This window comes from Streptomyces sp. NBC_01439, assembly GCF_036227605.1.
In the GTDB taxonomy this organism is placed as follows: domain Bacteria; phylum Actinomycetota; class Actinomycetes; order Streptomycetales; family Streptomycetaceae; genus Streptomyces.
This window is the reverse complement of the sequence record NZ_CP109487.1, coordinates 3,343,079-3,368,050: the sequence shown is the minus strand read 5'-3', so window position 1 is coordinate 3,368,050 and position 24,972 is coordinate 3,343,079. Positions and strand designations below refer to the sequence as shown.

17 protein-coding genes are annotated in these 24,972 nt (G+C 70.5%); 12 read left to right on the top strand and 5 right to left on the bottom strand.

The window, feature by feature from the left end; all coding sequences use genetic code 11:
* Positions 1 to 33: 33 nt before the first annotated feature.
* Both treS and OG207_RS14445 read right to left on the bottom strand, forming a co-directional pair.
* Positions 34 to 1,752: a maltose alpha-D-glucosyltransferase gene (gene treS / locus OG207_RS14450; protein ID WP_329098961.1), complete on the bottom strand. Its 1,719-nt coding sequence runs from the start codon at positions 1,750 to 1,752 to the stop codon at positions 34 to 36.
* A complete protein-coding gene (locus OG207_RS14445; protein WP_329098960.1) occupies positions 1,749 to 3,743 on the bottom strand; it encodes an alpha-1,4-glucan--maltose-1-phosphate maltosyltransferase in 1,995 nt (664 codons plus the stop codon). The genes treS and OG207_RS14445 overlap by 4 nt, the downstream gene beginning before the upstream one ends.
* Before the next feature lie 761 nt (positions 3,744 to 4,504).
* Between OG207_RS14445 and OG207_RS14440 the strand changes: the two genes are divergently transcribed.
* From OG207_RS14440 to glgP, 7 genes are all read left to right on the top strand, one after another.
* Complete coding sequence (locus OG207_RS14440) at positions 4,505 to 5,374, top strand: hypothetical protein (RefSeq protein ID WP_329098959.1); 870 nt, start codon at positions 4,505 to 4,507, stop codon at positions 5,372 to 5,374.
* Between the two features lie 160 nt (positions 5,375 to 5,534).
* Positions 5,535 to 6,752, top strand: a complete 1,218-nt coding sequence (locus OG207_RS14435; RefSeq protein WP_329098958.1) for a helix-turn-helix transcriptional regulator — start codon at positions 5,535 to 5,537, stop codon at positions 6,750 to 6,752.
* Between the two features lie 119 nt (positions 6,753 to 6,871).
* On the top strand, positions 6,872 to 7,048 hold the full coding sequence (locus tag OG207_RS14430) for a hypothetical protein (RefSeq protein WP_329098957.1): 177 nt from the start codon (positions 6,872 to 6,874) through the stop codon (positions 7,046 to 7,048).
* Entirely contained in the window at positions 7,041 to 7,256 is a 216-nt protein-coding gene (locus tag OG207_RS14425; protein ID WP_327383168.1) for a hypothetical protein, read from the top strand. Before OG207_RS14430 ends, OG207_RS14425 begins: the two co-directional genes overlap by 8 nt.
* Positions 7,253 to 7,414: a hypothetical protein gene (locus OG207_RS14420; protein WP_329098956.1), complete on the top strand. Its 162-nt coding sequence runs from the start codon at positions 7,253 to 7,255 to the stop codon at positions 7,412 to 7,414. The genes OG207_RS14425 and OG207_RS14420 overlap by 4 nt, the downstream gene beginning before the upstream one ends.
* Positions 7,407 to 9,032, top strand: coding sequence for a transposase (locus OG207_RS14415; RefSeq protein ID WP_329098955.1), 1,626 nt, complete (start codon positions 7,407 to 7,409; stop codon positions 9,030 to 9,032). The genes OG207_RS14420 and OG207_RS14415 overlap by 8 nt, the downstream gene beginning before the upstream one ends.
* Before the next feature lie 62 nt (positions 9,033 to 9,094).
* Complete coding sequence (gene glgP / locus OG207_RS14410; RefSeq protein WP_329098954.1) at positions 9,095 to 11,731, top strand: alpha-glucan family phosphorylase; 2,637 nt, start codon at positions 9,095 to 9,097, stop codon at positions 11,729 to 11,731.
* 19 nt (positions 11,732 to 11,750) lie between these two features.
* On the opposite strand, the gene OG207_RS14405 is transcribed toward glgP, so the two are convergent.
* The gene (locus OG207_RS14405) at positions 11,751 to 12,752 is read right to left on the bottom strand and encodes an Lrp/AsnC family transcriptional regulator (protein WP_329098953.1); all 1,002 of its coding nucleotides are present in this window, start codon (positions 12,750 to 12,752) and stop codon (positions 11,751 to 11,753) included.
* A gap of 146 nt (positions 12,753 to 12,898) precedes the next feature.
* Between OG207_RS14405 and OG207_RS14400 the strand changes: the two genes are divergently transcribed.
* Together OG207_RS14400 and OG207_RS14395 are read left to right on the top strand one after the other, a co-directional pair.
* On the top strand, positions 12,899 to 14,464 hold the full coding sequence (locus OG207_RS14400; protein ID WP_329098952.1) for an MFS transporter: 1,566 nt from the start codon (positions 12,899 to 12,901) through the stop codon (positions 14,462 to 14,464).
* Between the two features lie 177 nt (positions 14,465 to 14,641).
* Positions 14,642 to 15,310, top strand: coding sequence for a hypothetical protein (locus OG207_RS14395; RefSeq protein ID WP_329098951.1), 669 nt, complete (start codon positions 14,642 to 14,644; stop codon positions 15,308 to 15,310).
* A gap of 93 nt (positions 15,311 to 15,403) precedes the next feature.
* Here OG207_RS14395 and OG207_RS14390 read toward each other — a convergent pair whose 3' ends face one another.
* Complete coding sequence (locus tag OG207_RS14390) at positions 15,404 to 17,674, bottom strand: M4 family metallopeptidase (protein ID WP_329098950.1); 2,271 nt, start codon at positions 17,672 to 17,674, stop codon at positions 15,404 to 15,406.
* Between the two features lie 383 nt (positions 17,675 to 18,057).
* Here OG207_RS14390 and OG207_RS14385 point away from each other — a divergent pair, with 383 nt between their 5' ends.
* Positions 18,058 to 19,533, top strand: coding sequence for a sugar transferase (locus OG207_RS14385; protein ID WP_329098949.1), 1,476 nt, complete (start codon positions 18,058 to 18,060; stop codon positions 19,531 to 19,533).
* Between the two features lie 22 nt (positions 19,534 to 19,555).
* Here OG207_RS14385 and OG207_RS14380 read toward each other — a convergent pair whose 3' ends face one another.
* Complete coding sequence (locus OG207_RS14380; RefSeq protein ID WP_329098948.1) at positions 19,556 to 20,500, bottom strand: GDP-L-fucose synthase family protein; 945 nt, start codon at positions 20,498 to 20,500, stop codon at positions 19,556 to 19,558.
* Between the two features lie 365 nt (positions 20,501 to 20,865).
* Here OG207_RS14380 and gmd point away from each other — a divergent pair, with 365 nt between their 5' ends.
* Together gmd and OG207_RS14370 are read left to right on the top strand one after the other, a co-directional pair.
* A complete protein-coding gene (gene gmd, locus OG207_RS14375) occupies positions 20,866 to 21,879 on the top strand; it encodes a GDP-mannose 4,6-dehydratase (protein WP_329098947.1) in 1,014 nt (337 codons plus the stop codon).
* Between the two features lie 246 nt (positions 21,880 to 22,125).
* The gene (locus OG207_RS14370; protein ID WP_329098946.1) at positions 22,126 to 24,909 is read left to right on the top strand and encodes a DNRLRE domain-containing protein; all 2,784 of its coding nucleotides are present in this window, start codon (positions 22,126 to 22,128) and stop codon (positions 24,907 to 24,909) included.
* Positions 24,910 to 24,972: the final 63 nt, after the last annotated feature.

Below are 24,972 nucleotides of genomic sequence, written 5' to 3'. Positions count from 1 at the left end.
CTTCGGCTCACTGGGCCCTGGACCGGCTCCCGGCTACGTGGCGCGCCGCTCGCCGCGCTGTTCCTTCCGCAGCCGGAACCAGTAGAAGCCGTGGCCCGCCAGGGTCAGCAGGTACGGCCACTCGCCGATCGGCGGGAAGCGCACGTCGCCCGTGAGCTCCACCGGGACGCGTCCGTTGAACGACCGCAGGTCGAGCTCGGTGGGCTGCGCGAAGCGCGAGAAGTTGTGCACGCACAGCACCAGGTCGTCCCCGTGCTCGCGCAGGAACGCGAGCACCGCCGGGTTCGACGACGGCAGTTCGGTGTACGAGCCGAGGCCGAAGGCCGGGTTCGCCTTGCGGACCTCGATCAGCCGACGGGTCCAGTGCAGCAGCGAGGAGGGCGAGGACATCGCGGCCTCGACGTTGGTGACCCGGTACCCGTAGACGGGATCCATGATGACCGGCAGGTTCAGCCTGCCCGGATCGCACGAGGAGAAACCGGCGTTGCGGTCCGGGGTCCACTGCATCGGCGTGCGGACGCCGTCGCGGTCGCCCAGCCAGATGTTGTCACCCATGCCGATCTCGTCGCCGTAGTAGAGCACCGGCGAGCCGGGCAGCGACAGCAGCAGGGCCGTGAACAGCTCCATCTGGTTGCGGTCGTTGTCCAGGAGCGGGGCGAGCCGGCGCCGGATGCCGATGTTGGCCCGCATCCGCGGGTCCTTGGCGTACTCGGCGTACATGTAGTCGCGCTCTTCGTCCGTGACCATTTCGAGGGTGAGCTCGTCGTGGTTGCGCAGGAAGATGCCCCACTGGCAGCGGTCCGGGATCGCCGGGGTCTTGGCCAGGATTTCGGAGACGGGGTAGCGGGACTCTCTTCGCACGGCCATGAAGATGCGCGGCATGACGGGGAAGTGGAAGGCCATGTGGCACTCGTCCCCGCCCTTCTCGTAGTCGCCGAAGTAGTCGACGACGTCCTCGGGCCACTGGTTGGCCTCGGCGAGCAGCACGGTGTCCGGGTAGTGCGCGTCGATCTCGGCCCGGACCCGCTTGAGGAGCTGGTGGGTGCGGGGCAGGTTCTCGCAGTTGGTGCCCTCCTCGGCGTACAGGTAGGGCACGGCGTCGAGACGGAAGCCGTCGATGCCGAGGTCGAGCCAGAAGCGCAGGGCGGAGACGATCTCCTCCACCACGGCCGGGTTCTCGTAGTTGAGGTCCGGCTGGTGGGAGAAGAATCTGTGCCAGTAGTACTGCTTGCGTACGGGGTCGTACGTCCAGTTGGAGGTCTCGGTGTCGACGAAGATGATGCGGGCGTCCTGGTACTGCTTGTCGTTGTCGGCCCACATGTAGTAGTCGCCGTACGGTCCGTCCGGGTCCTTGCGCGACTGCTGGAACCACTCGTGCTGATCGCTCGTGTGGTTCATGACGAAGTCGATGATCACCCGCATGCCGCGGGTGTGCGCGGCGTCCACGAACTCCACGAAGTCGGCGAGGTCGCCGAATTCGGGGAGCACGGAGGTGTAGTCGGCGACGTCGTAACCCCCGTCGCGCAGGGGTGAGGCGAAGAACGGCGGCAGCCAGAGGCAGTCGACACCGAGCCACTGGAGGTAGTCCAGTTTGCTGGTGAGCCCCTTGAGGTCCCCGACGCCGTCGCCGTTGCTGTCGTGGAAGGAGCGGACGAGGACCTCGTAGAACACCGCCCGCTTGAACCAGTCGGGATCGCGGTCCTTGGCGGGGGTGTCCTCGAAGGTGTCGTGGACGGGATCGTTGATCATCATGTGGTGGGTGACCCTCCGGTGGGCGGGGACGGTCGCAGAGCGGCCAGTACGTGCGCGGGCGTGCGGCCCGGCTCTAGGCGCACGTAGTTCGCCCTGCCCCAGTGATAGGTCTCGCCGGTGAGCTCGTCGCGCACCGCGAGGGACCCGTGCCAGTCGAGGCCGAGTACCGGCATGTCCAACGACACGGTCGCCTCCTGGGTGTGGTGCGGATCGAGGTTGACGACCACCAGTACGGAATTGGCTCCGGCGTGCTTCGAATAGGCGATCACCTGTTCGTTGTCGGTCGAGTGGAAGTGGATGTCGCGCAGCTGCTGGAGCGCGGGGTTGCGGCGGCGCAGCCGGTTCAGGGCGGTGATCAGCGGGGCGATGGTGGTGCCGGTGCGGTCGGCGGCCGCCCAGTCGCGCGGCCGGAACTCGTACTTCTCGGAGTTCTGGTACTCCTCGCTGCCCTCGCGCACCGGGGTGTTCTCGCAGAGCTCGTAGCCGGCGTAGACCCCCCAGGCGGGCGAGAGGGTGGCGGCCAGGACGGCCCGGACCTCGAAGGCGGGACGGCCGCCGTGCTGGAGGTACTCGTGCAGGATGTCCGGCGTGTTGACGAAGAAGTTCGGCCGCATGACCGAGGCGGAGGGGGTGTCCGCCAGCTCGGTCAGGTACTCGGTCAGCTCGGCCTTGGTGTTGCGCCAGGTGAAGTACGTGTAGGACTGCTGGAAGCCGACGGCGGCCAGCGCCCGCATCATCGCGGGCCGGGTGAAGGCCTCGGCCAGGAAGATCACGTCCGGGTCGGACTTGTTGATGTCCGCGATCACCTTCTGCCAGAAGACCACCGGCTTGGTGTGCGGATTGTCGACCCGGAAGATGCGGACGCCGTGGTCCATCCAGTGCCGCAGGATCCGGCAGGTCTCCTCCACGATGCCGGCCATGTCGGTGTCGAAGTGGATCGGATAGATGTCCTGGTACTTCTTCGGCGGGTTCTCGGCGTACGCGATCGTCCCGTCGGCCCGGTGGCGGAACCACTGCGGGTTCTTCTCCACCCACGGGTGGTCGGGGGAGCACTGCAGCGCGAAGTCCAGTGCGATCTCCATGCCCAGCTCGCGGGCGCGCCCGACGAAGGCGTCGAAGTCCTCGATGGTGCCGAGGTCCGGGTGGACCGCGTCGTGCCCGCCCTCGGTGGAGCCGATGGCCCACGGCACCCCCGGGTCCCAACTTCCAGCGGAAAGAGTGTTGTTCGGACCCTTGCGATAAGTCGACCCGATCGGGTGGATGGGCGGCAGGTAGACCACGTCGAAGCCCATCGCCGCGATCGCGGGCAGCCGTTCGGCAGCGGTCCGGAAGGTCCCGCTGACCGGGGCCTCGCCGGGCTCCAGCACCGCTCCCTCGGAGCGCGGGAACATCTCGTACCAGGAGCCGAAGAGGGCCCGCTTGCGCTCCACCAGGAGCGGCAGGGGCTTGGAGGCGGTCACCAGCTCCCGGTAGGGGCGCCTGGCGAACGCGGCGTCCACGGCCGGGTCGAGGGCGGCCTCGTAGCGCTGCGCGACCGGCAGGTCCTCGTCGCGCATGGTCACGGCGGCGGCCAGGACGGCCTCGCGCCCGTCGCGCTTGGGGATCCGGGCCGCGGCGCGCTCGTAGAGATCCGCGCCCTCCCACAGCATCAGCCCGGTGTCGATCCCGGCGGGAATCTTGATCGCGGCATGGGCCCGCCAGGTGGCCACCGGATCGCTCCACGCTTCGACGGTGTACGTCCACCTCCCCTCGACCTCGACGGAGACCTTGGCCCCCCACCGGTCGGTACCGGGGGCGAGTTCGCTCAGCGGCACGGGGACCCGCAGCCGCCCGCCCGGATCACGTAGGACGAGGTGGGCGGCGACGGCGTCGTGTCCTTCGCGGAACACGGTGGCCGAGATCTCGAAGACCTCGTCCACGACCGCCTTTGCGGGTCTGGCGCCGCAGTCGACGGCGGGGCGGACGTCCAGCACGGGAATGCGACCGATCATGATGGGATCACCTGGGGGCAGTTCGCAGGGCTCGGTGACAACAGGCCAGCCGTGAGCACGGCTGGTAGTGCACGCTCTGTTCGCTCTGTTTCTAGCCGCTCAGTGGACGGCTGGGCTGCGGGCATGGCCGCTCCTGTCCGCGTTCACTCGGGTGGCGGGGAGAGGGTTTGTGGGCGGGTGCGCCGTGCGTGTACGAACGTGTACCGGGGGAGCCCTTCCCACTCTCACCCCGCCCAATCCGCGCGCTCGGTTAACTACTCGTACGTAGTGGCACGGCCGATACCAAGACCCGGGTCGACATCCGCCGGGTCTCCGTCAAGTCGGCCGGGACTAGGTGACGTAGGGGCGGACGCGGCGCGGTGACCGGGCGCCGGCGGAGCGGAAACCACCTGTCCCACGGGCCCCGCGCGCCCCGACCGGAGAGCCGGTGAGGGCATCATCGGGAGACAATGGCCCGTCATGCTGAGAAGTGCGAGTGACCGGTGATCCGGGGGTATTGAACGATGCGGACGGCTCGGGCGGCCGCGCCGGAGACGAACCCCCGGCGGTAGTCGGGGGAGGTGCACGGCACCCGACGCCGCGGGCCTGACCGACGCCCCTTCGGCGACCGGACCAGGCTGGGCGCGGTCGCGGCGGCCGCCACGCGGCTCCGTCGGGGATCAGGGCCGGCTCGGCCCGCGACCCGGCGTCCCCGAGCACCGGCCCCTCCGGGCAGTCCCGTGCCACGTCCGACCTGTCATCCGTACGGGGGACAATGCCACATGGACTCGGAGGCACTGCACGAATCGATCGGCCCACAGCTGCGGGCGGCCGACCCCCGGCTGCGGGAGGCGGCCGCACGCCGGGTGGCGGACGTCGCCTGGGGCCCGGACCAGGAGCGGTACCTGGCCGACGCGCTCGCCGACGCCGTCGACCGCGAGACGGACCCGGCCGCCCTGGCGGCGCAGATCGACGCGCTGCCCGCCGTCGAACCGGCCGTCGGCGACGCCGCGCTGGCCCGCCTCGCCGGCCGCTGCGCCGACTCCCCGGTCCTGGCCGCGCTGCTCGTCCGCGCCTCCCGGCTGCAGGTCTCCGGGCCCGCGGAACCCATCGGCGACGCGACCAGGGTCGTCGTGCGCTGCCTGCGCGGAGCCCCGCACTCCGGGCTCGGCCTGCGCACCCCGGGCGGGACGTGGCTGGTGCTGGAGCGCATCGAGTTCTACGGCAGGGCCGTGGACCGGTTGGACCCCGGCTGCACGGCCCGGGTGTTGCTGTCCGGATCCGGTGCGCGGGGGCTGGCCGAGTGGGACCTCCTGGAGGCCGAACCCCGGGCCCGGGAGTGCGCACCGCGGCTGCGCTCGCCCGACCCCCGGACCCGGTGTTCCGCCGCCGCTGCCATCGCGGACTGGCCGAACTCCTGGGCGCCCGAGGTGGGCCGCTACCTGTGCGGCGCGCTGGCCCGGGCCGCGGTGCGGGAGCAGGACCACGACGCGCTGGAGTCCCACCTGTACGCGCTGCTCGCATTGGGTCAATTCCTGGCGGAACCGGCGTTCGCCCTGCTGCGCACGATGGACCGCACCGCCCTGCCGCAGGTGCTGCGGCCGTATCTGGACGACCTGTTGGAGGAGGACCGGGCCCGCAGCGGCCGGTGAGCCCCGCCGGCGGGGCCATGGCCGCAATGCGCGGGGGGTGACGGGTGCGGTGACGGCCGTATCGGCTGTTGGAGATTGTGGCTGCGACATGGGGACGGTCGAGTTCACTGATGGGGAGTAGCGTTCTGAGGGCCTAGGCCGGAACGGAACGGAGTCCCGTATGCCCACGCAGCACGACCCCGCACCCACAACCTTCGGACAGCGCGCCCGGATCGCCAGAGAACGGGCAGGTCTCACCAGGCCCGTCGCCGCCGGTCTTGCTGGCCGCTCTCCCGACTGGGTGAAGGCGATCGAGAACGGCTCCATCGGGATGCCGCGTCTCCCCATGCTCCTGCGCCTCGCCAGCATCTACGGGTGCGACGTCACGGACCTGACCGGTGACGACCGAATCGCAGCGGCCACCTACACCAAGGCCCAGCACACGGACCTGCCCGATGTGAAGCGAGCCCTGACCACCTACCGGCTTCAGGCGGCCGAAGCCGAGCCGGAGTCCGCTCAGGTCCTCGGCGCGCGTGTGCGGCAGGCCTGGAAGCTGTGGCACGGCCGCGGCAACCATCGCGCCCGCATCGCCGCATTGCTGCCCGACCTGCTCGCAGATGCCCAGCACTCTGTACGGCTGCTGGACGGCCCAGCACGACGGCAGGCACTCGCCGCGCAGGCTCAGACCTACCACCTGGCTCAGCTCTTTCTGTCCTTCCAGCCGACGCCAGAGTTGGTCATGCTCACGGGCGACCGTGCGATGACGGCGGCGCAGGACGCCGACAGCCCGAAGGCGATCGCTGCGGCGGCCTGGTACATGAACCACATCCATCGGGACGCGAACGAGGCCGCAGAGGCCCGCGTCGACCTTGCCGAGCAGGCTGCCCAGCTGCTCCACCAGGACGACCCGGAGGATCTGGCGCGGTGGGGGCTGCTGATGCTGGCCGTGGCGCTGTCGTTCGCCAAGGTTGGCCGTTCCGGGGATGCCTGGCGGTACTGGGACCGGGCCAATGACGCTGCCGGCCGGCTCGGGGACGACTACGCGCACCCGTGGCTGATCTTCGGGCAGGGCATCGTGGACGCGTACGCATTGACCATGCACAACGACCTGATGCAACCTCGCAAGGCGCTGGAGATCGCTGCCGCGCTCGACCTGGACCGGGTGCCCTCGGCCACGCGCCGCGCCTATCACCTCATCGAGACGGCTCGCGCCCACGGCCTCCAGGATGAGGGAGTGGCCGCGGTCGCCCTCTTGCAGAAGGCGCATCGAGAGTCGCCGGAGACCATCCGCTACAACATGCACACCCGCATGGTCCTGCCAGAGTTGGTGAAGGCTGGCCCGCGCATGGTCCAGGGGGATGCCCGGCAACTTGCGCAGGACATTGGCGTGCCTGTCTGAGGCGCCCTCAGAGGGAGGAACCCTCCCCCTCGGCAAGGGGGGAGGAACTCTCCCTGTCGAGCCGTCGGTCCGCACCTACCGTCGTCACACCACCCGCTGATACCGGTAGGGAGCCACCCGTGACCAGCCGCGTCATCCATAACTGCGCCCGTGGCGGGCTCAGCATCGACACCTCTGACAGCCCCAGGCCGGGGGTGGCGGCCATCCCCGAGCCCAGCCAAGAACTACTCGACCGCGCACTGGTCGGCTGGGAGCGCTTCCTCCGCACCACGGGCGAGGAGCTGTCCCATGAGTGAGTCGTACGAGTACGTGCCGCACCCGCTGCTGCGTCGCCGCGTACGCGATGTCGCGTCCGGCGGCGAGGGCGAGCTGATGGCAGTCATCAACGAGAACGTCTCGGACTCCGTCGTCTACGAGCGCTGGATGGAGCTGGCCTACATCCGGGGCGCGTCCGGCCGGGAGTGGTCGACCGCCGTAGCCAACGTTGAGTCGGCCGCCAAGTGACCGAGCGCGCTCGGCAGGCTCTGTTCGTCCTGTTCGTGCTGGGTATCCCCGTCGCCATGGTGGAGGTCCTGACCTCGTTCTGCGCATGCCGGTGCGGCCACCGCTCTGCGAAGAACCGGTCGAGGAAAGCCGTGGAAGCGGCGGCCGCCAATGACTGAGCCGAAGAAGCTGCGCACCATTTCGGACCCGTTCGTCGCGCTCGGGCCGTCCGGTGTGGCGGTACGGGACCGACTCAAGCACCTGACACCCGAGAATGAGACGGTTCTCCGGCTGGTCGGTTCGCATCAGGGAACACTCGCGTCCCGCGATCTCAAGACCCGGTGTGCGGATGGGCACGAGCACTCCACGGACAGGTGGGCGACCCGCAAGCGCGAGTTGACCAAGGAGTCGTCGTCGCGGATCGCCGGGACAATCACCAAGGCCACACACGATCAGTGGGCGCTGTCCCGTCGCTGCCAGCTCGCTCACATCCAGACTCTTGAAGCCGGTGTCCGCACGTTGACGCAGCGGCTCTCCCTGCCGATCGGCGAGAAAGGCACGAAGAGAGCTGCGGGCGGATACCGGTCCAAGAACGAGTGGTTCCAAAAGTCCCGACGACTGGCCACCCTGGAACACCGCCTGGAGCAGGCACGTACTGACCGGGAAGCAGGACGCGTGCACGTCGTTCGTGGTGGACGCCGTCTGCTCAACACCCGGCACAACCTGGAGAAAGCGCAGCTCACCGAGGCCGATTGGCGGGCACGGTGGGAGACGGAACACTGGTTCCTCGCCGGTGACGGAGAGTCGGGAAAACGGTTTGGGAATGACACGATCCGCGTCGCCCCCGATGGCGAGGTCAGCATCAGGCTGCCCGGCCCGCTCGCCCACCTCGCGCACGCCAGGCACGGCCGGTACGTTCTCGCGGCCAGGGTCGCGTTCGCGCACCGGGGGCAGGAATGGGCCGACCGGATCGAAGCGAACCGGGCAGTCGCGTATCGCATCCACCTCGACGCGCCCCGTGGGCGCTGGTACCTCACCGCGTCCTGGCAACGGCCCGTCGTGCAGACGATCCCCCTGATCACCGCACGGTCTCAGGGCATGGTCGGCGTGGACACCAATGCCGACCACTTCGCCGCGTACCGCCTCGACACCCATGGCAACCCTGTCGGCGATCCCAGGCAGTTCCACTACGACCTGACAGGCACTGCCGATCACCGCGATGCCCAGATCAGGCACGCCATCACTCGCCTGCTCCACTGGGCGAAGCGTGTCGGAGCCAGGGCCATCGGTCTGGAAGACCTGGACTTCGCCGCCGAGAAGACCCGCGAGAAGCACGGCCGCAACAAACGGTTCCGACAGCTCATCTCAGGCATGCCGACCGGCAAGCTCAAGGCCCGGCTGGTGTCAATGGCCTCCGAGAGCGGCCTGGTGATCGTCGTGGTCGATCCTGCCTACACCTCCCAGTGGGGAGGCCAGCACTGGCAGAAACCGCTGGTCACCCCACGACGCAAGATGTCCCGTCACGATGCCGCCGGCATCGCGATCGGACGACGCGCCCTCGGGCACCCGATCCGGCGACGGACGGCACCGCCCCTGCATCACCGGAGTGATGGTGCAGGGCATCGGACCGTCCAGGCCGGTCGTGATGTCCGAGGGCGTGACGGAAACCGCCCACCCGCAACGGACCACGCCCCCGGAGGCGTGTCGCCGAGCGGGAAGAGAACGCGGGGACCGAGTACGCCCAAAACCGTTCGGGGCGCGCCAGTGCAACTAATGTTCACTGATCAGGAACGGTGATGCGCGGATGCACAGCGTGGTGAGACTGCCCGGATCCGTAATCCCCTGCGAAGGTGGAACACGTGAAGGCTATCCGTCGATTCACCGTGCGCCCCGTCCTCCCGGAACCCCTGCTGCAGCTGACCGAGCTCGCGCGCAACCTGCGCTGGTCGTGGCATTCCGAGACCCGTGAACTCTTCCAATCCGTCGACCCCGAGGGCTGGCAGGCCGCAGGCGGCGATCCCGTCCGGTTGCTCGGCGCGGTCTCCGCGACCCGGCTCGCCGAACTGGCCGCGGACCGCCGCTTCCTGCGCCGGCTCGCCGTCGCCGCCGCCGACCTCGATGACTACGTGAACGGCGGGAGGTGGTACCAGAGCCAGGAGAACGGCGCGGAACTGCCCTCCGCCATCGCCTACTTCTCCCCGGAATTCGGCATCACCGCCGCCCTGCCGCAGTACTCCGGCGGCCTCGGCATCCTCGCCGGGGACCACCTGAAGGCCGCCAGCGACCTCGGCGTCCCGCTCATCGGAGTGGGCCTGCTCTACCGCCACGGCTACTTCCGCCAGTCGCTCTCCCGCGACGGCTGGCAGCAGGAGCACTATCCCGTCCTCGACCCCAACGAACTCCCGCTCGGCCTGCTCCGCCAGGACGACGGCACCCCCGCCCGCGTCTGCCTGACCCTGCCCGGCGGACGCACCCTGCAGGCCCACGTCTGGCAGGCCCGCGTCGGCCGCGTACCCCTGCTGCTCCTGGACTCCGACGTCGAGGACAACGACGCCGCGGCCCGGGAGGTGACCGACCGGCTCTACGGCGGCGGCAGCGACCACCGGCTGCTCCAGGAGATGTTGCTCGGCATCGGCGGCGTGCGCGCCGTGCGCGCGTACTGCCGGATCACCGGACACCCCGATCCCGAGGTCTTCCACACCAACGAGGGGCACGCCGGATTCCTCGGACTCGAACGCATAAGGGAACTGGAGCGGGAGCAGGGCCTCGGCTTCGACGCGGCCGTCGAGGCGGTGCGCGCCGGAACCGTGTTCACCACGCACACCCCCGTCCCCGCCGGGATCGACCGCTTCGAGCGCGCCCTGGTCGCCCGGCACTTCGGGGAGGGCGGCGAACTGGCCGGCGTACCCGTCGAGCGGATCCTGGAACTGGGCGCCGAGACCTACCCCGGCGGCGACCCCGGGGTGTTCAACATGGCCGTGATGGGCCTGCGCCTGGCCCAGCGGGCCAACGGGGTGTCCACCCTGCACGGCGCGGTCAGCCGGGAGATGTTCGCCGGGCTGTGGCCCGGCTTCGACCCGGCCGACGTGCCCATCACCTCCGTGACCAACGGGGTGCACGCCCCCACCTGGGTGGCCCCCGAGGTGGTCCGGCTCGGCGCCCGCCAGATCGGCGCGGGTCGTACCGAGGACGCCCTGTCGGTCGGCGGCTCCCCGCGCTGGGACGCGGTCGCCGAGATCCCGGACCAGGACGTGTGGGACCTGCGGCGGGTGCTGCGCGAGCAACTGGTGCAGGAGGTACGGGACCGGCTGCGCGCCTCGTGGCGCCAGCGCGGGGCCGCCGCGGCCGAACTGGGCTGGGTCGACTCCGTGCTCGACCCCGACGTGCTGACCATCGGGTTCGCCCGGCGCGTGCCCTCGTACAAGCGGCTGACGCTGATGCTGCGCGACCCGGACCGGCTGCGCAGGCTGCTCCTGGACCCGGAGCGGCCGGTCCAGATCGTGGTGGCGGGCAAGGCGCACCCGGCCGACGACGGCGGGAAGCGGCTCGTCCAGGAACTGGTCCGCTTCGCGGACGACCCGCGGGTACGTCACCGGATCGTCTTCCTACCCGACTACGGCATGGCCATGGCGCAGAAGCTCTACCCGGGCTGCGACGTCTGGCTGAACAACCCGCTGCGGCCGCTGGAGGCGTGCGGTACGAGCGGGATGAAGGCCGCGCTGAACGGCTGCCTCAACCTGTCCGTGCTGGACGGCTGGTGGGACGAATGGTTCGAGCCGGACTTCGGCTGGGCCATCCCGACCGCCGACGGGCTCGGCGCGGACGAGGACCGGCGCGACCACCTGGAGGCGAGCGCCCTCTACGAGCTGATCGAGAACCGGGTCGCGCCCCGGTTCTACGACCGGGCCGGGCACAGCGGGCTCCCGGTGCGGTGGATCGAGATGGTCCGGCGCACGCTCGTCTCGCTGGGACCGAAGGTGCTCGCCGGCCGGATGGTCCGGGAGTACGTGGAGCGGCTCTACACGCCCGCCGCGCTCGCACACCGGGCCCTGGACGCCGGGGCGGCCCGTGACCTCGCCTGGTGGAAGGGGCGGGCCCGGGCGGCCTGGCCGCGGGTCTCCGTCGAGCACGTGGAGACGCTGGCCGCGGCTCCGGTGGGCGGCACCGCCGAACTGGGTGCCACCCTCACCCTGCGCGTGCAGGTGGCGCTGGACGCCCTCACCCCCGAGGACGTGGAGGTGCAGGCCTTCGCCGGCCGGGTGGACCCGCAGGACGTGATCCGGGACGGGCGGAGCTTCCCGCTCAAGCCGGCCGCGGGGCCCGATCTGGAGGGCCGCTGGGTGTACGAGGGCCCGCTCGCCCTCGACCGTACGGGGCCCTTCGGCTACACGGTGCGCATCCTGCCCGCACACCCGCTGTTGGCGACCCCCGCGGAACTGGGCCTGGTCGCGGCCCCGGTGGAGACGGACGCGGGGGGCGGGGTGCTGCTGCGGTAGGCACCGTGGCGGTACCGGTTCAGGGGGCGGGCGGCGGATCCACCAGCCGCTCGCCCTCCACGAGCATCCCGGCCCGCTTGACGCTGCGCAGGGCCGGGATCACCTCCACCTGCCCCACGCCCTCCACCGCGCCGATCCGCTCGGTCAAGTACGTGTACAGCGCGTCGGTGTCCCGGCACACGACCACCGCCATCAGGGAGGCCGCCCCGGTCACGGCCGCTGCGAACGGTACCTCGCGGTGGCTCGCCAGCGCGGCCCCCACCTCCGCCAGCCGGGCCGGCGGGACGGTCAGCACCATCGTCGCCTCGGCCTCGTAGCCGAAGAGCGAGGGGACGAACTCCACGTCGAAGAAGAGCGCCCCGAGATCACGCAGCCGTTCCACCTTCCGGCGGGCGGTCGACTCCGACAGCCCGGTGGCGCGGGCCAGTTCCGGATACCCGGCGCGGCCGTCCCGGCCCAGCACCGCGAGCAGCGCGGATTCCGTCCCGTCCAGGGCGTACCGGTCCGGCCCGGGCGGGGCCACGGGCCGTTCCAGGGCCGCGATCTGATCCGGGCGCAGTACGTCCACGCCCGCCCACGAGTCGGGCCCGCCGAAGAACTTCCGCAGGATGGTGTGGGCGCTGATGCCGGTCACCCGGCGGGTGCGCGGCAGCTTCTCCAGCAGCAGGGTGTCCCGGTCCCTGCGGGTACGGGCCCGTGTCATGCAGTGGACCTCGGTGCCGCCCGAGTTCAGGGTCACCCACGCGATGTCCGGGCGGCGGGCGAGCGCCTCGGCCACCGGGAGCGCCGCATCAGGGGCGCACTGCACCCGCAGCCAGGACTCGAACAGGCCGACGCGGCTGCCCTGCGGCAGCCCGACCACCCGGACCAGACCGGCGGTCCGCAGCCGCCGGTAGCGGCGCACGACGGTCTGGTCGGAGACCTCCAGCACCTCGGCGAGCCGGCTGAAGGAGGCCCGGCCGTCGATCACGAGGGCGTGCACCAGGCACTGGTCGAGTGCGTCCAGCTGCGTCTCGTTCATGGTTTCCATCATGGCAGGGGACCTGATGAAGGAAATCCGGCAGGAGCGGGCCGCTGGATGGGGGAAGGGAGGCGAGCGGTGGGAACTTGAGGTCACCGCGGACTCGCCCGCGACCCCGCCCCTGCGCACACCCGAGGAGAACTCCCATGCGCAAATGGCTGCCCCTGACGGCCGTCTGCCTCGGGGCATTCATGCTCCTGGTCGACGTCACGATCGTGACCGTCGCCCTGCCCGACATGTCCGCCGACATGGCCTCCGACACTTCCTTCGGCGGATTCGCCGGCCTCCAGTGGGTGATGGACGTCTACGCCCTCGCCCTTGCCGCCCTGCTGCTGGGAGCGGGCTCGCTCGCCGACCGGATCGGCCGCCGCCGCGTCTACCTCATCGGGCTCGGACTCTTCGCCGCCGCCTCGATCGCCTGCGGGCTGGCCACCGGCTCGGCCGAGCTGATCGCCTTCCGCGCTGTCCAGGGCATCGGCGGAGCCGCCATGTTCGCCACCACCATGGCCCTGCTCAGCGCGTCCTACCAGGGCCGCGACCGCGGGGTGGCCTTCGGGGTCTGGGGCGCGGTCAACGGTGCCGCGGCCGCGGCCGGGCCGATCATCGGAGGGCTGCTCACGGAGAACTTCGGCTGGCGCTGGATCTTCTTCATCAATCTGCCCGTCAGCGTGCTGGCCGTGTACGTCACCCTCACGGCGGTGGCCGAGTCCCGCAACCCGCACGCCGGGCGCCTCGATCTGCCCGGCATGGCCACCTTCACCGCGGGCGCCGCGGCCGTCACCTACGCCGTGATCCGCGTCGGCGAGAACGGCTGGGGCTCGCCCGCCACCCTCGGCCTCCTCGGCCTGGGCGTGGCCGCCTTCGCCGCCTTCGTCCTCGTCGAACTGCGCAGCAAGCGCCCGATGCTGGACCTCTCGCTCTTCCGCAGCCGGATCTTCGTCGCCGTCATGGCCGCCGGACTGCTGCTGTCGGGCGCCGCGTTCTCGTACCTCATGTACGTCTCCCTCTGGCTGCAGTCCGTCGAGGGGATGAGCCCGGTCGGCGGGGGCCTGGTGCTGCTGCCGCTCAGCGCGGCCGGCTTCGTCGTCGCTGCGGTGGCCGGACGGCTGCTGCACACGGTCCCGCCCCGGCTGACCATCGGCGGCGGACTGCTGCTGATCGGCTTCGGCGCGCTGCTCCAGGCCTGGATGCTCGACGCGGGGGACGGCTGGACCGCCCTGGTGCCCGGGCTGCTCGTGACCGGCGTGGGGGTGGGTGCCGCGACCCCGGCGCTGGCCGCCACCGCGATGGCGGCCGTGGCCCCGGCCCGGGCGGGCATGGCGGGCGGCGCCCTGAACACCGCACGCCAGCTGGGCACCGCCCTCGGTATCGCCGTGCTCGGTGCGGTCTTCCACACGGGGCTGCGCTCCGAGCTCGGTGAGGGCGGCCGGGGGCTGGCGCAGACGCTGGCCTCCGGCGGCGCCGGAGAGGTGCTCGCCGAAGCCCCGGCGGGCGCGGCCCGCGAGGCGCTGACGGGGCTGGTGGCGGCCGCCTTCGCGAGCGGTCTCCGCGAGACGTTCCTGGTCTCGGCCGCGATGGGGCTGGCCGGTGCGGCGGCGGTCTTCCTCCTGCTCCGCGGTGGGACGCCGGCCGCCGCGGCTCCGCTCCCGCGGCCCCGCGCGCAGTCCACCCGGGCTCAGGACCCGGCGGGGGAACCGGCCGTACGGGACTGAGGTCGTACGCGGGGAGACCGCGCGGAGGGCCGTACGGCTAGGACCCTCATGGGTGAACCTTCGAACGTACAGGGCATGCCGAATCGATTCAGCGGGGTGCCGCGCTCCTACGCTGCCCGAGGATGCCACCGGACCGGTATCCGCGGAACCCGAGCAACCCGAGGAACGGACTCCCCCATGCGTCTTCGCTCGACCGCCGCCGCGTTCGTCGGCGCTCTCGCGCTCGCCCTGCCCACCGCCGGCCCGTCGGTGGCCGACGACCACGGCGAACGCGCCCTCGGCACGCTGCACTACCAGTACCTGGACGCGGCCGGCTCCGAGAGAAGGGGCCAGATCCGGCCCGCCGACAACGACACCTGCTACCTGCTGACGCGCACCTCCCGCGACGAGCCCGCCATCGAGGTGCGCAACGAGACGGAGTCGCTGGCGGTCCTCTTCGACAACCGCAGCTGTGACGGCGAGGCGGAGAAGGTGCTGAAGCCGGGGGAGAAGGCGAAGCGGGTGGAGGTCGTCTCCGTCTACTTCAAGCCGGTGACCGCGGAGGACTCGGCGACCGGCGGTAAAGGTGGCACCGGCGACACCGGTGGGAACGGCACCTGGCCGGGTCGGGACGACCGGCCCCGGGACGACGAGGCCGACGAGGACCTGACCGACGGCAGCACCGGCAGCACCGGCGGGAACGGCGGGAACGGTGGCACCGGCGGGAACGGTACCTGGCCGGGTCGGGACGACCAGTCGCGCGACGACCAGAGCGATCAGGGCGACCAGAGCGACCAGAACCAGAACCGTGGCGACGAGGAAGAGGAGGAAGACCTCCTGACCGCGATCTTCCGCGCCCTGGGCTGACGTACGCAATGGAACAGGGCCGCCCGGGGAGGGATCCTCCCGGGCGGCCCCGTGGTTTCACTGCTCAGCCGTGGTTCACCCTGCCCGGTGGGGTCAGAAGGTGAGCTTCCAGCTGTTGATGTAGCCGGTGTCCAGGCTGGCGGCGTCCCTGACGCGGAGCTTCCAGGTGCCGTTGGCGACCTCGGAGGAGGCGTTCACCGTGAACTGCTGGACGATGTTGTCCGCGCTGCCGCCGGTGCGGTTGCGCAGGTTGTAGACGCTGCCGTCGGGGGCGACCAGGTCGACCACCAGGTCACCGACGTAGGTGTGGACGATGTTCACGTCCACCTTGAGGGCGCTCGGGGCGTTGCCCGTGCGCGTCACGTTGATCGGGGACTCGACGGTCGCGTTGTCCGCGATCTGGTAGTCCGTGGTGTTCTCGAAGACGCTCGGCTGCGTGGTGCCGACCGTCCAGGTGAACGCCGCGGTACCGGTCTGGTTCTGCGAGTCGGTCACCGTCACGGTCACGTTGGACGTGCCCGCGGTGGAGGCCGTGCCCGAGATCAGGCCGTTCGAGGAGTTGATCGACAGGCCGGCCGGCAGGCCGGTCGCCGCGTAGCTCAGCGCACCCGGGTTCGTGCTCGTGGCCTGGACCTGCAGGCTGACGGCGCTGCCCGTGACGGTGTTCTGGTTGGCGATCGGGGTGACCGTGACGCCGTTGGAGATGCGGGATCCGACGGCGACGCCGGCCCACGCGTTGGCGACGTTGTTGTAGATCGTCGAGCCCTGGCCGTAGAGGTCGGCGGCGGCCTTCAGGGTCTGGACGCGGGCGTCGGCGTAGTTGGTGTTCGACTTGAAGTAGCCCACCGTCAGCGCGCGGAACCAGATCTTCGAGGCGGCGTCCCGGCCGATCGCGGTGACGGGCAGGTTGTCCGCGGTCGGCGAGTTGTAGCTCACGCCGTTGACGACCTTGGCGCCCGAGCCCTCGGAGGCCAGGTAGTACCAGTGGTTGGCCGGGCCCGAGGAGTAGTGGACGTCGATGCCGCCGAGGCCCGAGTACCAGCTGTCCTTGGACGATCCGTCCTTGCTGGGCTTGTCCATGTAGCGCAGCGGGGTGCCGTCGCCGTTGATGTCGATCTTCTCGCCGACCAGGTAGTCGCCGACGTCCTGCGGGTTGTTGGCGTAGAACTCGACGGCCGCGGCCATGATGTCGGAGGTCGCCTCGTTCAGACCGCCGGGCTCACCGCTGTAGGTCATGTTGCCGGTGACCGAGGTCAGACCGTGGGTCATCTCGTGCGCGGCCACGTCGGTGGAGGTGAGCGGCTTGTTGTTGCCCTCGCCGTCGCCGTACGTCATGCAGAAGCAGGAGTCGCTCCAGAACGCATTGACGTAGGCGTTGCCGTAGTGGACCCGGCTGTACGGGGCCACGCCGTCGTTGCGCAGGCCGTTGCGGCCGTGCACGTTCTTGTAGTAGTCCCACGTGGCGGCGGCGCCGTAGTGCGCGTCCGCGCCCGCCGTCTCCAGGTTGGACGGCAGGTTGTTGCCCCAGATGTCGTCCGGGCCGGAGAACAGCGTGCCGGTGCCGGAGCCGGTGCCACGGTTGAGGTTGTACGTCTTGTGGCTGCCGCGCGCGGCGTCGGTCAGGTTCCAGGTGCTGCCCGACTGGGTGGTCCCGAGGGTCACCTGGCCGCTGTACATCGTGTTGCCGGTGCCGGTCTCGATGGCCTGCCACTCGGTGATCTTGGCGCCGGTCTTGGCGTTGGTCACCACGTGGAGCTCGTTCGGCGTGCCGTCGTGCTGGAGTCCGCCGACGACGGTCTCGAACGCGAGGACCGGCGCGCCTTCGGCCGCCCAGATCACCTTGCGGGCGCCCTTGGACGCCTTGGCCTCCTTGGAGCCCTCGGCGCTCGCGGCGGAGACGGCCTGGCTCTCGGCGGCCGCCGGGGTGACGGTGGCGCTGGTGTCGGCGACCTTGATCTCGTGGTTGGTCGCCTTGGTCACGCTCTTGGTGACGCCGTCCTTGGCGTGGACGGTGAGGTCACCACCGAGGACCGGGAGGCCGTCGTAGGTGCGCTCGTAGGTCGTGTGCGTGGTGCCGTCCGCGTCCTGGACCACGTCGCGGACGACGAGCTTCTCGCCGCTGCCGAGGCCGAGCGCCTTGGCGGCCTGCGCGGTGGTCGAGTTGGCCTCGGCCAGGAGCGTCGCACGCTCCGAGGCGCTGAGTGCGCGGTTGGCCGCGCCCGGGTTGGGCTGGGAGGCCGTGGGTGCCTGTGACGCGGTGGCGTCGGCGGTTGCGGTGCCGGTCTGTATGCCGACGGCGAGCAGGGCTGCCGCAGCAACGAGAGCGCCGGCCGCGGTGGCACGCCTCTGGGGGGTGGACCTCAACGCAGACTCCTTCTGCAAGGGGGGTTCCGGATGGCTGGGTGGGCCTCCGGGCAGAGCAGGGCTGGTGCGATGAACGGTCGAAGATTGCCACTCGCGGCGGCAGATGTCAGGGCCGCGTCAAAAGGTTGGCCGGAAAGGGTTCGTTGTTCGAAGATACGTATCCGGTATCCGGACCATTCACCTTCGTGTGCTCTACCAGGCCAGCCAGCATGCGGAACGCCTGCTACCGGTTGCTAACACTTGCGCAACAAGAGACTGCGTTGACCCAAACGGCATTTACCGTACGGGTGTTTGTCGTACTGTTTCCCGGTGCGGCAGATGTTCGTTGCCAGGGGAAGCGATGGGCACCCGCCACTGTCATAGACCACGTGCCAGGGGGGCCCATGAGGCATGTCCATATTCCTGCGCAAAGAGTGGCCCGAGCGGCCCGGGAGTCTCTTGCGCCCGTACGGCGCCTCGGGGACAAGGCCCGTTGGTACCGCCCGGCCGCCGTCGCCGCCGATTTCCTCGGCGCCGCGATCCCGGTAGGACTCGTTTTCGACGCCGCGCAGCAGGTCCGACCGGTCTACTGCGCCCTGGCCGCCGCCGTGGCGTGGACCGGAGTGCAGGCGCTGCGCCGGCGCTACGCGACCCGAGCGCTCGGCGAGTCCCGCGGCGTCCTGCCCGTCGTACACGACTGGCTGATTCTGATCGGCGTGCTGGCCGTGGCGCGCGTGGTGACCGAAGAGGCCACCCCCCGGCTGTCCGCCCTCGGGGCCCTGTTGCCCGCTCTGCTCATCACCGTCGCCGTCCACAAGCTGACCTACCGCCACCTCTCGGCCGCGCGCCGCGAGGCCCAGGCCGTCAGCCGGGTCCTGGTCATCGGTGAGCCCGATGCGGCCGAGGACGTCATCGCGCACCTCGCCGCCCGCACCGACCACCCGTACGTCGTCGTCGGCGTGGTCCCGGTCGGTGCCGGGCCCCTCGCCAGTGGCGTACCCGTGGCGGCGCGGCTCGACGGAGGCACCTGCGAGACCCCGAACGGCGACTCGGCGGCCGTGCTCGGCGCCGTCGCCAGCCACCACGCCGACCTGGTGCTCGTCGCCCCCGGCGTGCGGATCACGGGGGAGCGGCTGCGCCGGATCGCCTGGGCCCTGCACGACGCGGGCCTGGAACTCGCCGTCTTCCCCGGGCTGGTGGAGGTGTCCGTCAAGCGGCTGGAGACCCTGTCCGCGGGCGGGCTCGCCGTGCTGCGCGTCGCGCCGCCCGTCAGCCGCGGGGTGCAGACCCTGCTCAAGTCGGCCCTGGACCGGGTGGGTGCCGCGGCCGGACTGTTGCTGCTCTCCCCGTTCCTCCTGGGGATCGTGCTGGCCATACGGTTCGGCTCGCGCGGCCCGGCCTTCTACCGCCAGCGGCGGATCGGCCGCGACGGGGTCCCGTTCGTCATGTGGAAGTTCCGCACGATGGTCGTGGACGCCGACGCCCTGAAGGCCGAGTTGTCCGGGTCGAACGAGAACGACGGCCTGATGTTCAAGATGCGCCGCGATCCCCGGGTCACCCGGGTGGGCCGGCTGCTGCGCCGCACCTCGCTGGACGAGCTCCCGCAGCTGATCAACGTGCTGATCGGCAACATGTCGCTGGTCGGCCCGCGCCCGCCGCTCCCGGAGGAGGTGGCGAAATACGACGAGGTCGAGCTGCGCCGGCTCACCGTACGGCCCGGGATGACGGGACTGTGGCAGATCAGCGGACGGTCGGACCTGTCCTGGGACGAAACCATCCAGCTCGACCTGCAGTACGTCGACAACTGGTCCTTCACCAGCGACGTCGACGTCATGGGCCGTACGCTCCGCGCCGTCGTAGACGGTCGCGGAGCGTACTGAGGGGCCCGGGCCGCCTGTGCGATCAGCTCTGCTCGCGCCACCACTTGTACGTGGCGGCGATGCCCTCCCGCAGCGGGATGCCGGGCTTCCAGCCGAGCGACGTCAGGCGGCTCACGTCCAGCAGCTTGCGCGGGGTCCCGTCCGGCTTGGACATGTCCCAGGCGAGCCGGCCGCGGAAGCCGGTCACCTCGGCGACCGTCTCGGCCAGTTCCTTGATGGTCAGGTCCTCGCCGCAGCCGATGTTGACGGGCTCGTCGCCGTCGTAGGTGTTCAGCAGCACGGCGCAGGCCGCGGCCAGGTCGTCCACGTGCAGGAACTCCCGGCGAGGGGTGCCCGATCCCCACAGCGTGACCTCGTCACGGCCCTCGGCGGCGGCCTCGTGGAAGCGTCGGACGAGGGCCGGCAGGACGTGCGAGGACTCCAGGTCGAAGTTGTCGCCCGGGCCGTAGAGGTTCGTCGGCATGGCCGAGATGTAGGAGGCCCCGTACTGCTTGCGGTAGGACTGGACCTGGACGATGCCGGCGATCTTGGCCAGGGCGTAGGCCTCGTTGGTCGGCTCCAGGGGGCCGGTCAGCAGGGCGTCCTCGTGGATCGGCTGCGGGGCCAGCTTCGGGTAGATGCAGGACGAACCCAGGAACAGCAGCCGGCCCACGCCGGCGGCGTGGGCGCCGCCGATCACGCTGAGCTGGATCTGCAGGTTCTCCTCCAGGAACTGCACCGGGTACGTGCTGTTGGCCATGATCCCGCCGACCTTGGCGGCGGCCAGTACCACGGCGTCCGGACGAACGTCCTTCAGGTACGCGGCGGTCGCGGCGGCGTCGCGCAGGTCGAGGTCGGCGCGGCCCCGGGTCAGCACCTCGTGGCCGTCGGCGGTGAGTCGCCGGGCGACCGCGGACCCCACGAGGCCGCGGTGGCCCGCGACGAAGACGCGGGCGTTCGGGGGCAGGAGCGGCAGCGAACTTGTCATACCGCCGATGATGCCAGTCCGCTCCCGCGGGGGTGGCAGTGGTCCACGGCCCGAGCCCGAGCCCGATCCACCGGCGCGGCCCCGGCCGCGGCTGACCTCCCGGTCCAGGGCGGCGGTCCGCGCCCGGCCGTCGGGCCGGTCGGGATTTCGGCCGGCTCCGGAACCGGGGGCGTGCCGGGCGGCGTCAGGACCACGAGACGGCGGGCGCCCCGCAGGGGGCGTCCGGGGGCGGCCGTGTACGGTAACGCAATCCGGCCCCCGGGCCGCGGCCGGGCCGTTCGGTGCGACGCCCGAAGGCCCGCTCCGCACCCACTCCGAGGCACCGCCTCACCACGACCGACAGAAACAACCAGCAAGGGGACCCCATGGGCAAGACCGCACTGATCACCGGAGTCACCGGACAGGACGGCTCGTACCTCGCCGAGCTCCTGCTCTCCAAGGGCTACACGGTGCACGGGCTCGTGCGGCGGTCCTCCAGCTTCAACACGGAGCGGGTCGACCACATCTACCAGGACCCGCAGACCGCCAACCGGTCCTTCGTCCTGCACCACGCCGACCTCTCCGACGGCGTCGCCCTCGTGAACCTGCTCCGTGACATACGCCCCGACGAGGTCTACAACCTCGGCGCCCAGTCCCACGTCCGCGTCTCCTTCGACGCCCCGCTCTACACGGGCGACGTGACCGGCCTCGGCGCGCTGCGGCTGCTGGAGGCCATCCGGGCCAGCGGCGTCGACACCCGCATCTACCAGGCCTCGTCCTCCGAGATGTTCGGCTCCACCCCGCCCCCGCAGAACGAGCAGACCCCGTTCCACCCGCGCAGCCCGTACGGCGCCGCGAAGGTCTTCGCGTACTGGACCACGGTGAACTACCGCGAGGCGTACGACATGTTCGCCGTCAACGGGATCCTGTTCAACCACGAGTCCCCGCGCCGCGGCGAGACCTTCGTGACCCGCAAGATCACCCGCGCGGTGGCCCGCATCAAGGCCGGTCTCCAGGACCACCTCTACCTCGGCAACCTCGACGCGGTGCGCGACTGGGGCTACGCCCCCGAGTACGTGGACGCCATGTGGCGGATGCTCCAGCAGGACGAGCCCACCGACTATGTCGTCGCCACCGGGGTGGCCGCGACCGTCCGCGAGTTCGTCGAGTCCTCCTTCACGCACGCCGGTCTCGACTGGACCGACCACGTGCGCTACGACCCCAAGTACGAGCGCCCGAGCGAGGTCGACGCCCTCATCGGCGATGCGTCCAAGGCCCACGACCTGCTTGGCTGGAAGCCGACGGTCCTGGTGGCCGAGCTGGCGCAGATCATGGTGGACGCAGATATCCGTCAAGTCGAGGACCAACTGGCGGGCGTGACGGTCCGTATCGACCGCTGAGGCCTTATATTTCCCCTACGGTTTGCCGTGTTCCGGCCATACTCCGCAGCTCTGCAGGGGTGTGGCCGGGGTAAACCTGCCGTATGTCGCTTGTGCACCCTCCATGCTGAACCTGTTGATTCCAAGTTGGTATGCAATGGGTCAAGAGAGGTGACCGGGCCTGCACGTGAGCCCTAGTCTGCGCCAGTACATATGGCTGTTCGGATAGTTCCAGCCATCAAACCGGGCAATTGCCCTGGGGGGCTCATGCGTAGATCCAGAGGGCTGACTGCCGCCCTCGTACTGTCACTGGCCGGTGCGGGCACCGGCATAGGCCTGGTGCTGATGCCTGAGGCGTCCGCCATCACGGCGCCAGTGGCATTCACCGCCGACGAGCTGCCGACCTGGCAGACGAACGGCGTCGTCTGGGCGATGGCCCAGGCCAACGGCACCGTCTTCGCCGGCGGCACCTTCTCGGCCGTCCGTCCGCCCGAGGGCGTGGCCGGCGCGGAGCAGAACGCCGTGAACTTCGTGGCGCTCGACGCCGCAACCGGCAATCCCACCTCCTGCAAGCTGGCCTTCACCATCGGAGACGGCACGGCGACCGTCCGTACCCTGGTCGTCTCGAAGGACAAGAAGACCCTCTACGCGGGCGGCAACTTCGGCGCGGTCAACGGGACCCCGGTCTCCAGCCTCGCCGCGATCGACATCGCGAGCTGCACCCCCAAGGCATCGTTCCACCCGAGCTTCCCCGCCACCGTGCGCGCGCTCGCCGTCACCGACGACACCCTGTACGCGGGCGGCGACTTCGGCACGGTCGAGGGCCAGACCCGCGAGCGGTTCGCCGCCGTGGACGCCTCCTCCGGTGCGCTGAAGCCCTTCGTCGCCAACGTCGACGAGCCGGGCCGCGCGGTCGAGGTCACCCCCGACGGCAAGAACGTCCTCCTCGGCGGCGACTTCTTCACCGTCAACGGCTCCAACAGCCACGCCCTCGCCGTGGTCAACGCCACCACGGGCGCGGTCACCAAGACATACAGCAACATCCCGTCGAACTCGGTCGTCAAGGACATCTCCACCGACGACACCGGCTTCTACACGGGTCACGAGGGCTCCGGCGGCGGCGTCTTCGACGGTCGCATCGGCCTGCGCCTGAGCGACTTCACCGAGAAGTGGCGCGACCGCTGCCTCGGCGCGACCCAGTTCGTCCTGCCGTACGAGGGAGTGCTCTACAGCTCCTCGCACGGGCACGACTGCTCCACCGAGCTGGAGTTCCCCGACGGCAAGCGGAACTTCCTGCTGGCCCAGCCGACCAACCACGAAGGCGCCGCCCCCGCGCCCGTGGACGGCTTCGTGCGCGGCCCCGGCAAGCTCGGCTGGCACCCCACGGCCAACGACGGCATGGACGGCACCGAGGGCATCGGCCCGCGCGTCATGGCCGTGGCCGAGAAGAACGACGTCAAGTACATGTGGGTCGGCGGTGAGTTCACCCTCATCAACGGCAAGCCGCAGTGGGGCCTGACCCGCTTCGCCTCCAAGGGCGACGTCGGCGCCCCGACCACCCCGGTGGCCAGCGCCTCCAGCGTCAAGCCCGGCGAGGTCCAGGTCCGCTGGCGCACCAGCTACGACGCGGACGACAGCAAGCTGACGTACCGCATCTACCGCAACGGCTCGACCACCCCGGCCGCCACCGTCACCGCCAGCTCGCTGGAGTGGGAGCGCCCCCAGGCCTCCTGGAACGACACCACGGTCAAGGCCGGCCAGAGCTACACCTACCGGGTGACCGCGACCGACGCCGCCGGCAACACCAGCGCCCTGTCGGCCGTCGCCTCGGTGACCGTCCCGACCTCGGTCCAGTCCTACCCGAACCAGGTCCGCACCGACGGCGCCGACCTCTACTGGCGCTACGACGACGCGGTCAGCCCCTACGTCGCCGACTCCTCGGTGTCCGGCAACCGCAGCGGCATCCAGCTCAACACCCCCGCCCTGAAGCAGTCGCCCGGTGCCGTCTCCGGCAGCACGGCGATGGGCTTCAACGGCACCAGCCAGCAGGTGTACAGCGACCGCCGTCAGACGGTCGGCAACACGTTCACCATCGAGACCTGGTTCAAGACGAACACCACGCGCGGCGGCAAGCTCATCGGCTTCGGCAACAACCAGGCGCGCAACAGCGGCTCGTACGACCGCCAGATCTACATGACCAACACCGGTCGCCTGGTCTTCGGCGTCTACAACGGCTCGACCCGGACCGTCTCCACGGGCCTGTTCGAGACGTACAACGACAACCAGTGGCATCACGTGGTCGGCACCCAGGGCCCCGGCGGCATCACGCTGTACGTCGACGGCCAGAACAAGGGCTCCCTGAACGCCACGAGCAACACCACCTACGCGGGCTACTGGCACGTCGGCGGTGACAACCTCAACAACTGGCCGACCCGTCCGACGAGCAACTTCTTCGCGGGTCAGCTCGACGAGACGGCCGTCTACCCGTCGGCGCTCACCCAGGCCCAGGTCAAGAGCCACTTCGACCTGGCCAAGGCGCCCACCGACACGGTCTCCGCGGTCAAGACGACCGAGGACACCTACGTCAACCAGGGCGCTCCGAGCACCGCCTACGGCACGTCCACCTCGCTCGCGGTGCGCGGCAGCGGCTCGCTGTACGAGACGTACATGCGCTTCAACCTGCCGGCCGCCCCGGCCGGCCAGGTCCTGAAGTCCGCCTCGCTGCAGATCAAGACCAGCACGCAGGCGAACTCCGGCACCACCGACACCGTCAAGGTGGTCCCGGTGACCGGCAACTGGACCGGCGCGGGTACGACCTTCACCACCAAGCCCACCCTCGGCACCACCCCGCTCGGCACCATCGCGGGCGTGCCGGAGGGCTCCGCGGTCCACAACGTGGAGCTGGACACCGCCACGGTCTCCGCGGCGCTGGGCACCAGTTACGGCCTGGGCCTGACGAGCACGGGCACCGACCCGCTGTGGATCTGGTCCGCCGAGGCCACGGCCGCGGAGGGCACTCCGCAGCTGGTCCTCACCTTCGGCGCGAAGTAAGCGACGGAAACCGAAACAACCGCCTGACGGCGTGCGGGGTCCGGCCCTCTGTGGCCGGGCCCC